General features: G+C 70.4%; 6 protein-coding genes. 3 read left to right on the forward strand and 3 right to left on the reverse strand.

From position 1 onward, the window contains the following. Positions 1–42: 42 nt before the first annotated feature. Positions 43–2,121, reverse strand: coding sequence for a carbohydrate-binding module family 20 domain-containing protein (locus tag AOK24_RS12365; RefSeq protein WP_055720115.1), 2,079 nt, complete (start codon positions 2,119–2,121; stop codon positions 43–45). Positions 2,122–2,327: 206 nt separating this feature from the next. On the opposite strand from AOK24_RS12365, the gene pulA reads away from it, so the two are divergent. The 3 genes from pulA (at position 2,328) to AOK24_RS12380 (ending at position 9,863) form a co-directional block, all read left to right on the forward strand. Continuing rightward, on the forward strand, positions 2,328–7,685 hold the full coding sequence (gene pulA / locus AOK24_RS12370) for a pullulanase-type alpha-1,6-glucosidase (protein ID WP_055720110.1): 5,358 nt from the start codon (positions 2,328–2,330) through the stop codon (positions 7,683–7,685). Positions 7,686–7,721: 36 nt separating this feature from the next. Further along, entirely contained in the window at positions 7,722–9,389 is a 1,668-nt protein-coding gene (locus tag AOK24_RS12375; RefSeq protein WP_240553852.1) for a fused response regulator/phosphatase, read from the forward strand. Positions 9,390–9,506: 117 nt separating this feature from the next. Next, a complete protein-coding gene (locus tag AOK24_RS12380) occupies positions 9,507–9,863 on the forward strand; it encodes a 5-carboxymethyl-2-hydroxymuconate Delta-isomerase (protein WP_055720111.1) in 357 nt (118 codons plus the stop codon). A 15-nt stretch (positions 9,864–9,878) separates the two neighbouring features. Here the strand turns inward: AOK24_RS12380 and AOK24_RS12385 are convergent, their stop codons facing one another. Continuing rightward, complete coding sequence (locus tag AOK24_RS12385; RefSeq protein ID WP_107103939.1) at positions 9,879–10,568, reverse strand: TetR/AcrR family transcriptional regulator; 690 nt, start codon at positions 10,566–10,568, stop codon at positions 9,879–9,881. 56 nt (positions 10,569–10,624) lie between these two features. Beyond that, on the reverse strand, positions 10,625–11,317 hold a 693-nt coding region (locus AOK24_RS12390), incomplete at its 5' end, for a PDR/VanB family oxidoreductase (protein WP_055720117.1).

An 11,317-nucleotide genomic window follows, 5' to 3' on the forward strand; every position in this document is an offset into this window, starting at 1 on the left:
ACCTCCTCGCGGGGGTCCGGGCCTCTGCCGTGCCGTCAGACGTCACTTCCAGGTGTCACTGGTCGTGTAGCCGCTCGAACTCCCGGTCGTGTACGACCTGTTGGTGCCCGACTCCCACGTCACCGCCCCCGAGGCGTCCTTCTTCAGGTACTTGTACTCGAAGGCGGTGCTCTTCGGGACGATCACCCGCTTCGACCAGGTCGGGTAGGCGGCCGAGGAGAGCGGGATCGCGTCCGCCGTGTTCCAACTCCCCAGCGAGGGGAGGGAACCGACGACGTACACGTTCGTGCCGGACGTCGTCGTCGCCGTCTCGTTGAACGTCACGTCCGTCGCGTTCGCGTCGGCCACGTTCCACGAGTTGTTCAGGGTGAGTGCCGAAGTCCCGGCCGTGCCCGCCCTGTTGGCGTTGGACTCCCAGGTGACCGCGCCGGAGGCGTCCTTCTTGAGGTACTTGTACTCGAAGGACGTGCCCGCCGGGACGGACACCGTGCCCGACCACACCGGGTAGCCGCCCGAGGAGAGGGCGACGGCCTTGGACGTGTCCCAACTCCCCAGCGCCGCAAGGGAACCGACGACGTAGACGGTGGTCCCGGAGGACGTGGGCGCGTACGCGTTGAAGGTCGCGTTCACGGTCGTCGAACCGCCACCGCCACCACCCCCGCCGCCCGTGCACGAGGAGATCGGGCACGTGTACGACGCGTTGTAGAACGCGACCGCGTTCTTCGCCGGGATCGTCAGGGTCGCGTTGCCGCCCGAGACGGTGACCGTGCCGGCCCCGCCGTCGATGACGTTCTTGTACGTCCCGTCGGCCATCCCCGTCGCGAACGTGTACGTCGCCGCAGAGGAACCGTTGTTGAGCGCGAAGAACCCGGCGCCGCCGCGCCCGAAGCCGATCACGGACGACGACTTGGTCTGCCAGTCGGAGACGGCGGCGGAGTTCGCGGCGTTGTGCCAGGACACCATGCCGACGACGGCCGGGTCGCGGTTCAGGCAGTACCAGCCGTTGGAGCAGTTTGTGTCGGTGACGAACCCGCCCGAGTTCGGCGGCGCCTGGTCGCTCTGCGTGAACTGCCAGCCCGCGTACACCGTCGGCGTCGACCACTTGTAGGCGAGCTGGAAGAGGTTCGCGAGCCGGTAGGCGTCGCCGTCCTTGTACGACAGGTGCAGGCCGTTGCGCTCGGTGTCGTGGTTCGTCACGAACGACACGGAGTTGTCGGCGGGCAGGATGCCGGACGAGGGCAGCGAGGCCAGGTCGGAGACGTTGCCCTGGAACGCCGACTTCAGCTTGCTCGCGTACGTGAAGTCGAGGACGTCGCCGGAGGCGTAGTAGTCGGCCGGCTGCGGAGTCGTACCCGGGTACACCTCCTGGAAGACGTACGGATCGGTTCCCGCCTTCGTGTCGGTCAGCTTCGACTCGATCGCGGCGAGGTCGGCCTCGGGGATGTGCTTCGCGGCGTCCACCCGGAACCCGTCGACACCGAGGGCGAGTTGGGAGTTCAGGAAGTTCGCGATACCGGTGCGGACGTGGTCCGAGCCGGTCTTCAGGTCGGGCAGGCCCAGCAGCTCGCAGTTCTGCACCTGGGTGAGGTTGCCGTAGTCCTGGACGGTGAGGTCGGCGGTGGGGCAGCTCGACGCGTCGTGGTAGTCGGCCCGGTCCCACTCAGGGGTGTCGTACTTGTTGGTGAGGGTGGTCCCGTTGTACCCCGTACCGGTCTGCGCGGCCGTGTGGTTGATGACCGCGTCGGTGTAGACCTTTACCCCTGCGGTATGACAGGCGTTGATCATCGCCTGGAACTTCGCGGCGCTGCCGAACCGGCTGTTGAGGTTGTACGAGTACGGCTGGTAGACGTCCCACCAGTAGAACGACGCCTGCTTGAGCGACTCGGAGGGCGGTGCGACCTGCACGGCCCCGTACCCGGCGGGCCCGAGCACGTTCGTGCACTCGGACGCGACCGAGTCCCAGTTCCACTCCCACAGGTTGGCGATGACATCGCCCTTCCTGGTGGTGTCGGCCTGGGCGGAGGCGGCGGGGAGAGCGACCGTACCGGCGAGAGCGAGAACGCTCGCGGCGGTGAGGCGCAGGGCGCGGGGGAGGACACCCGGGGGGTGGTGTCGGGTCATGTTGCGGCTCCGGAACATGAGGGATCACAGTTCAACAATTCGTGAGAGTGGGGCAGTTGGGACGGGCACGTCAAGGCACTGGATGAAAATTCTTTCTGTCGGTTGCAAGCATCTTGCTGTAAACCTTGCGTGAGCGATACGGTCACGCGGGGTCGGACCCGCAGTAACCGCCGTAACCGCAAGGCAATCGCTAGGAGTTCCCGCCCGTGACACCGAGATGGCCCCGGCGGATCGCCGCCGTCGCAGTCGCCGCACTCGCCGCCGCGCTCACCCCGCCTGTCGCCGCGCAGGCCGCCGCCCCGCCCCCGCCGCCCTCGGACGCGAAGCTCGCCGCCGAGCCCGCGCGGCACGACGCGACGCGCGAGCAGTTCTACTTCGTCCTGCCGGACCGGTTCGCCAACGGCGACACCGCCAACGACCGTGGCGGGCTTACGGGTTCACGTCTCGCCACCGGCTACGACCCCACCGACAAGGGCTTCTACCAGGGCGGCGACCTCAAGGGCCTCACCCAACGCCTCGACTACATCAAGGGGTTGGGGACGACGGCGATCTGGCTGGCGCCGATCTTCAAGAACCAGCCCGTGCAGGGGACGGGCGCCAACGCATCAGCCGGCTACCACGGTTACTGGATCACCGACTTCACCCAGGTCGACCCGCACTTCGGGACCAACAAGGACCTCGAAACCCTCATCGCCAAGGCGCACGCCAAGGGCATGAAGGTCTTCTTCGACGTCATCACCAACCACACGGCCGACGTCGTCGACTACGACCCCCAGTCCTACACCTACCTCTCCAAGGGCGCCTTCCCGTACCTGACGAAGGACGGCCGCCCCTTCGACGACGCCCAATACGCCGACGGCAGGCGGAAGTTCCCGGCCGTCGACGCGGACTCCTTCCCGCGCACCCCCAAGGCCGCCTCGAAGGCCGGGAGCATCACCAAGGTCCCGTCCTGGCTCAACGACCCGACGATGTACCACAATCGCGGCGACTCCACCTACGCCGGAGAGTCCACCACCTACGGCGACTTCTCCGGCCTCGACGACCTGTGGACCGAGCGCCCCGAGGTCGTCACCGGCATGGAGAAGATCTACGAGCGCTGGGTCAGGGACTTCGACATCGACGGCTTCCGGATCGACACCGTGAAGCACGTGAACATGGAGTTCTGGACCCAGTGGGCGACCGCCCTCGACGCCTACGCGGCCAAGCACGGCCGGGACGACTTCTTCATGTTCGGCGAGGTCTACTCGGCGGACACCGACGTCACGTCCCCGTACGTCACCCAGGGCCGCCTGGACGCGACGCTCGACTTCCCCTTCCAGGACGCGGCCCGCCGGTACGCCTCCCAGGGCGGCAGCGCGCAAGCCCTTGCACAGGTTTTCGGCGCCGACCACAAGTACACGACCGACAAGGCGAACGCCTACGAGCAGGTCACCTTCCTCGGCAACCACGACATGGGCCGCATCGGCACCTTCATCGAGCAGGACAACCCGAAGGCCACCGACGCCGAACTCCTCGCCAAGGACAGGTTCGCCAACGAGCTGATGTTCCTCAGCCGGGGCAACCCGGTGGTCTACTACGGCGACGAGCAGGGCTTCACCGGCGCGGGCGGCGACAAGGACGCCCGCCAGCCGATGTTCGCCTCCCGCACCCCGGACTACCTCGACGACGACCAGATCGGCACGGCCCGCACCCACGCGAGCGACGCCTACGACGCACAGGCCCCCCTCTACCGCCAGATCGCCGACCTCTCCCGCCTCCGCAGGGCGAACCCGGCCCTCACGGACGGTGTCCAGACGGAGCGGTACGCCGCGCAGGGCAGCGGCGTCTACGCCTTCACGCGCGGCGACAAGAACACCGAGTACGTCGTCGCCTTCAACAACGCGGCGCAGCCGCAGACGGCGACCTTCGCGACGTCGTCCTCAGGTATGAGCTACCGGGGCATCTACGGGACCACGACCACGGTCCGCTCCGACAGCGCAGCCCGCGTCACCCTCACGGTCCCCCCGGGTAAAGCGGTAGTACTCAAGGGTGACCTGGCCAAGCCGACGACGACCCCGAAGATCACCCTGACCGCCCCGCCCGCCGGAGCCACCGGCACCGTCGACCTCACCGCCGACGTCACCGGCGGCCGGCTCAACCGCGTGATCTTCGCCGCCCAGACCGGCAACGCCCCCTGGCAGACCCTGGGTTCGGCCGACCACGCCCCCTACAAGGTGACCCAGACGATCACGGCGAAGCCCGGAACTCCCGTCCGCTACAAGGCCGTTGTGGTCGACTCGGCCGGCCACAGAGCCTCGGCGACCGCGTCCACGACCACCGGCACCCCGCCCGTCGTCCAGCCCCCCACCGCGTCCTCCCGCGACTACGCGGTCGTCCACTACAACCGCCCCGACGGCGACTACGCGAACTGGGGCCTGTACGCCTGGGGCGACCTGGCCGACGGCGAGGCCACGACCTGGCCCGCGAGCCACCCCTTCACCGGCCGTGACGCCTACGGGGCCTTCGCCTACGTCAAGGTGAAGCCCGGTGCCTCCACGGTCTCCTTCCTGGTCATCGACAAGGACGGCACCAAGGACGTCGCCACCGACCGCACGATCGACGTCACGAAGACCGGCGAGGTCTGGATCGCCCAGGGCAAGCCCGAGATCCGCACCGACCGCCCCGACTACCCCGCCCAGGACAAGTCGAAGGCGATCCTCCACTACCACCGCACGGACGGTGCCTACGACGGCTGGGGCCTGCACGTCTGGACGGGCGCCGCGAACCCCACCGACTGGTCGAGCCCGCTGAAGCCGACGCGCACCGACTCCTACGGCGCCGTCTTCGAGGTCCCCCTCAACTCCGGCGCCACCAGCCTGAGTTACATCCTCCACAAGGGCGACGACAAGGACCTCCCCACCGACCAGTCCCTCGACCTCACCGCCGACGGACACGAGGTGTGGCTCTTGAACGGACAGGAGAAGTACCTCCTCCCGCAGCCGGCGGGCACCGCCGCCGCCCTCGACCTGACCACCTCCAAGGCGATCTGGATCGACCGCAACACCCTCGCCTGGAACGGCGGCGAGGCCGCCGCCTCCACCCAGCTCCTGTACTCCCGCGACGGCTCGATCAAGGTCGAGAACGGCACTCTGACCAGCGACGACGAACGCTGGCTCCGCCTGACGAAGACCACCCTCACCGACGCCCAGAAAGCCAAGTACCCCCACCTCAAGGACTACACGGCCTGGACGATCGACCCCCGCGACCGTGACCGCGTCCGCGACGCCCTGCGCGGCCAACTGGTCGCCTCCCAGCGCGCCGCCACCGGCGCCGTCCTGGCCGCGACCGGCGTGCAGATCGCGGGCGCCCTCGACGACCTGTACGACGCGACGAAGGCCAAGCTCGGCCCGACGTTCACCAACGGCCGCCCCACGCTGGCCGTCTGGGCCCCCACCGCCCAGTCCGTCGCCCTGGACCTCGACGGCAGGACGGTCCCGATGAAGCGGAACGACACCACCGGCGTCTGGTCCGTCACCGGCACGAAGGACTGGAAGAACAAGCCCTACCGGTACCTCGTCAAGGTCTGGGCCCCCACGGTCCGCCGCATCGTCACCAACCACGTCACCGACCCCTACTCCCTCGCCCTCACCGCGAACTCCGAGCGCAGCCTGATCGTCGACCTCGACGACAAGTCCCTCGCCCCCAGCGGCTGGACGACCTACACCAAGCCCGAGGCCGCCCCCATCAACGACGCCGAGATCCAGGAACTCCACATCCGGGACTTCTCGATCGCCGACCGCACCTCCCGATACCCCGGCCAGTACCTGGCGTTCACCGACAGGAACAGCGACGGCTCGAAGCACCTGCGCGAGCTGGCGAGGTCCGGCGCCAACTACGTCCACCTGCTCCCCGCGTTCGACATCGCCACCATCCCCGAGAAGCGCGCCGACCAGGCCACCACGGACTGCGACCTCGCCGCCCTGCCCGCCGACTCCGCGAAGCAGCAGGAGTGCGTGGCGAAGATCGCCGCGAAGGACGGCTACAACTGGGGCTACGACCCGTACCACTACACGGTCCCCGAGGGCTCGTACGCCTCGGACCCGGACGGCGTAACCCGTACGACGGAGTTCCGCCGGATGGTGAAGGCGCTCAACGACGACGGGCTGCGCGTCGTGATGGACGTCGTCTACAACCACACGGCGGCGGCCGGCCAGGCCGACACCAGCGTGCTCGACCAGGTCGTACCCGGGTACTACCAGAGGCTGATGGCCGACGGCAGCGTCGCGAACTCCACCTGCTGCGCCAACACCGCGACCGAGAACGCGATGATGGGCAAGCTGGTCGTCGACTCGGTCGTCACCTGGGCCAAGGAGTACAAGGTCGACGGCTTCCGCTTCGACCTGATGGGCCACCACCCCAAGGCCAACATCCTCGCCGTACGCAAGGCGCTCGACGCCCTCACCCTCCAGAGGGACGGGGTGGACGGCAGGAAGATCATCCTCTACGGCGAGGGCTGGAACTTCGGCGAGGTCGCCGACGACGCCCGTTTCGTGCAGGCCACGCAGAAGAACATGGCCGGCACCGGCATCGCCACCTTCTCCGACCGCGCCCGGGACGCCGTACGCGGCGGCGGCCCCTTCGACGCCGACCCCGGCGTCCAGGGCTTCGCCTCCGGCCTCTACACCGACCCCAACTCCTCGACCGCCAACGGCACCACGGCCGAGCAGAAGGCCCGCCTCCTGCACTACCAGGACCTCATCAAGGTCGGCCTGACCGGCAACCTCGCCGGCTACCGCTTCACCGACACCAGCGGCCACCAGGTCACCGGCGCCCAGGTCGACTACAACGGACAGCCCGCCGGATACGCGGCGAACCCCGGCGACGCCCTCGCCTACGCCGACGCCCACGACAACGAGTCCCTCTTCGACGCCCTCGCCTTCAAACTCCCCCACGACACCACCCCCGACGACCGCGCCCGCATGCAGGTCCTCGCGATGGCCACCGCCCTCCTCTCCCAGGGCCCCGCCCTCTCCCAGGCCGGCAGCGACCTCCTGCGCTCCAAGTCCCTCGACCGCAACTCCTACGACAGCGGCGACTGGTTCAACGCGATCCACTGGAACTGCGCCGACGGCAACGGCTTCGGCCGGGGCCTGCCACCCGCCGCCGACAACACCGACAAGTGGCCCTACGCCAGGCCCCTGTTGACGAGCATCGAGGTCAACTGCCCCCAGATCCGCGCCGCCTCGGCCGCCTACCGCGATCTGCTGAGGATCCGTACGACCGACACGGCGTTCTCGCTCCGTACGACGGCCCAGGTGCAGTCCGCCCTGTCGTTCCCCCTGTCGGGCCCCGCCGAGACCCCCGGCGTGATCACCATGCGCCTCGGTGACCTGGTCGTCGTCCTCAACGCGACGCCCACCGCGCAGGACCAGCAGGTGCGTGAACTGGCCGGTACCGGCTACGAGTTGCACCCTGTTCAGCGCGCGGGAGCGGACCCTACCGTGAAGGGGGCGCGCTACGAGCGGAATTCGGGCACGTTCGCCGTTCCGGGGCGCACGGTGGCGATTTTCTCCCGAACGGCTTGACGGCACAGTACGTTGTCGAAGACAAGCGAACGGTAAATGCGGCTTCGCCTCGCGCATGCGCAAGGAGAGGAGACGGCCGTCGACACTCAGCAGATCACCGAGAACGACGCCGGCGCGACCGTGCTGGTCGTCGACGACGTGGCGGCCAGCCGCTACGCCATGGGCGCCGTCCTGCGCCGCGCGGGCCACCGGGTCGTCGACGCGGCCAGCGGCCACGACGCGCTGCGCGAGGTCTCCGTACGGCTGCGCGCCGGGGCGCCGTTCGACGTCGCGCTCGTGGACGTCGGGCTGCCGGACATGAGCGGCTTCGAGCTGTGCCGGCGGCTCAAGGCCACGCCGGGGACCGCCGGGCTGCCGGTCGTGCACTTCTCGGCGGCGGCCGTCGCGCCGAGCGACCGCTGCCGGGGGCTCGACGTGGGCGGCGAGGCGTATCTCACCGTCCCCGCCGACCCGAGGGAGATCCAGGCCGTCGTCCGCGCGGCCCTGCGCGGGGCGCGCACGCGCGGCGTGGCCGAGGAGACCGCGCGGCGGCTCGCGATCCTCGCCGAGTCCATCGTCACCGTCCAAGGCGCCCGCGACGCACAGGAGTTGGCGGACGCGGCGGCCGACGGCGCGGCCCGGCTGACCGGCGCACCGGCCGTCGTGCTCGTGGTCGGCGCGCGCGGCGAGGTGTATCGGGGGCTGCCGCGCGGCCGGGCCCCGGCCGCGCGGCCCGACGCGGACGCCGACGAGACCGTCGTCCGGCTCGTCACCCGGCTCGCCGAGGGGCGCGGCGGTACCCGGAGCGTGGTCGTGCCCGGCGCGCTGTGGCCGGTCGGCTACTTCCGGCGGGGGGTGCGCGACGACGCCCGGCTGATCCTCGCGCCCGCGCCCGAGGGCCGTACGCCGGTGTGCGTGGTGACCCCCGCGCCCCCGGCGCACGCCTCCGACGCCGGGGACGACGGACTGCTCACCCGGCTCGCCCAGGCCACCGCGCTGGCCGCCGAGCCGCTGCTGATGTACCAGGTCGAGCGGCATGTCGCGCTCACCCTCCAGCACAGCTTCCTGCCCCGCCCCGCCTCCCTGCCCAAGCTCCCCGGCGTCGACGTCGAGGTCCGCTACGTCCCCGCCTCCCTGGAGGCCGAGATCGGCGGCGACTTCTACGCCGCGCTGCCCACCGGCTCCGGCGTGCTCACCGCCGTCGGCGACGTCGTCGGCCACTCCCTGCACGCGGCGACCGTGATGGTCGAGATCCGGCACGCCCTGCGCGCGTACTGCGTCGAGGACGACGACCCCGGAACCCTCGCCACGCGCCTGGACCGCATGCTCCAGCACTACCACCCCGACTTCACGGCGACCGTCTGCCTGGCCCTGGTCGACCCCGGCACCGGCCGGGTCCGCGTCGCGAACGCCGGACACCTCCCGCCGCTGGTGCTCGCCGGGGACACCGCCGAGTACATCGACGCGGCGGGCCCCCTGCTCGGCCTCGGCCTCCCGAGGCCCGCCCCGACCGAGTTCCAACTCGTGCGCGGACAGCGCCTGTTGATGGTCACCGACGGACTCATCGAGACCCGCGGCACCGACCTCGCGACGTCCCTCACCCACCTGCGGACGGCCGCCGCCGGCGCCCCCGACGGCCTCGGCGCCCTCTGCGACCTGCTCCTCAGCTGCTTCGCCGACGGCCGCGAGGACGACATCGCGATGCTGGCCCTGCGCCTGAGGTGAGCGCCGCGCGGCCGAGGTGAGCGCTTGATCCCGAGGTTAAGGTGGCCGCGAAGCCCATCAGCCCGAGCCCGCAAGCCCGAGCCCGCAAGCCCGAGCCGCCCACCGAGGAGCCCCCGCGTGCCCCAGATCACCGTCGACCACTCCGCCGAGCTCACCCAGGCTTTCGACCACGCCGCCTTCGCCCGCGCCCTGCACACCGCGGTCGTCGAGATCGCCGCCGCCAAGCCCGAGGCGTGCAAGACCCAGTTCCGCGCCGCCGGGCACACGGCGTTCGGCTACGAGGAGGAGGGCCACGCCGTCGTGCACGTCACCCTCGGCCTCCTGGCCGGCCGCACCACCGAGGTCAAGGCCGAACTGACCGCCGCCGTCCTGGAGTTGCTCAAGGAACACCTCCCCGCCGAGGGCTGGCACACGGTGCACGCCTCCGCCGAGGTCCGCGAACTGGACCCCTCGTACACGAAGGCCCAGTGGTAAGAGCCCCCAACTCCCTTACGACGCCAGCTCGATGAGCCGCACCGCCAGCAGTCCGAACGGCCCGTCCGCCGGTTCGCCGGTCAGCAGCGGGCGCAGCAGCGCCTTCAGCTCGTCGTCGAACGCGGCGGTCACCGCCGTCAACGCGGCGAAGTCGTGGACGAGTTGGAGCTGGAGCTCCTCGCGGGGGATGCGCCGGCCGTCGAGCCAGATCAGGGCCGTGGACTCGGCGAGGGAGATCCAGGAGCGGACGAGGAGCTCCAGCCGGGGCGGCGGGTCGGTGATCTCCAGGTGGGAGAGGATCTGCTCGTACGCCTCCTGGCGCACGGAGTTGATGAGCGCGTTGGTCGTCGAGGAGCCCACCGCCGGGCCGCCGCGCAGGAGGGCCGCGAACCCGGGGCCGTGGTCGTCGACGAAGTCGAAGTACCGCCGCATGACCCGGAGCAGCCGGGTGCCGAGCGGCCCTTCGCGCGGCTCCACGAACCGGCTCGCCAGATCCTCCGACGCCCGCTTCAACGCGGCCTCGTACAGGCTGATCTTGCCGGGGAAGTAGTGGTAGACGAGCGGCCGGGAGATGCCGGCCGCCGCCGCTATCTCGTCGATCGACACCTCGTCGGGGGAGCGCTGGGCGAACAGTTCGAGCGCGACCCCGATGAGCTGCTGACGCCGCTCCTCCACACCCATTCTCCGACGCACCCCGGTTGTCATGCCGACAACTTTACCGAGCGGTACCCGACTTCAACCGACCGCCGGGGCAAGGGCGTTCACAGGTCGAGGACGAGCCGTCCGCCGCGCGTCCGGGAGACGCAGATCAGCATGGAGCCGTCGCGCTCCTGATCGGTGAGGAGTTCGTCCCGGTGGTCCACCTCGCCCTCCAGTACCCGCTGCCGGCACGTTCCGCAGAAACCCTGCTCGCAGGAGTAGAGCGTGTCCGGCAGCTCCGCGCGCACGGCGGCCAGCACGGAGGAGCCGGCGGCGACCGTCAACACCCGCTCGCTGCGCCGGAGTTCGACCTCGAAAGGCACGTCGGACGCCAGGGTCCCGGCCGCCCCGAACCGTTCGAGCCGCACCCCGGGCACCCGTTCCCCGACCGCCGCCGCCAACCCCTCGGGCCCGCAGCAGTACACGGCCGCACCCTCCGGCAACTCCCCTAGGAACGCGTCGAGTCCACCCCGCCCCTCGATCACGGACACCCGGTCCCCGCCGAACTTCTCGACCTCCTCCAGGAACGGCATCGACGCCCGCGACCGCCCGCAGTACAGCAGCCGCCACGGCGTACCCTCCGGCAGCGCCCGCAGCATCGGCAGGATCGGCGTGATCCCGATCCCGCCCGCGACGAACACGTACGCGGGCGCCCCGGCGACGAGGGGGAACCGGTTGCGCGGCCCGCGCACCTCGACCTCCACCCCGGCCCGCAGCTCCTCGTGCACTTCCCGCGACCCGCCCCGCCCGCCCTC

Source organism: Streptomyces niveiscabiei (genome assembly GCF_001419795.1).
Taxonomy (GTDB): domain Bacteria; phylum Actinomycetota; class Actinomycetes; order Streptomycetales; family Streptomycetaceae; genus Streptomyces; species Streptomyces niveiscabiei.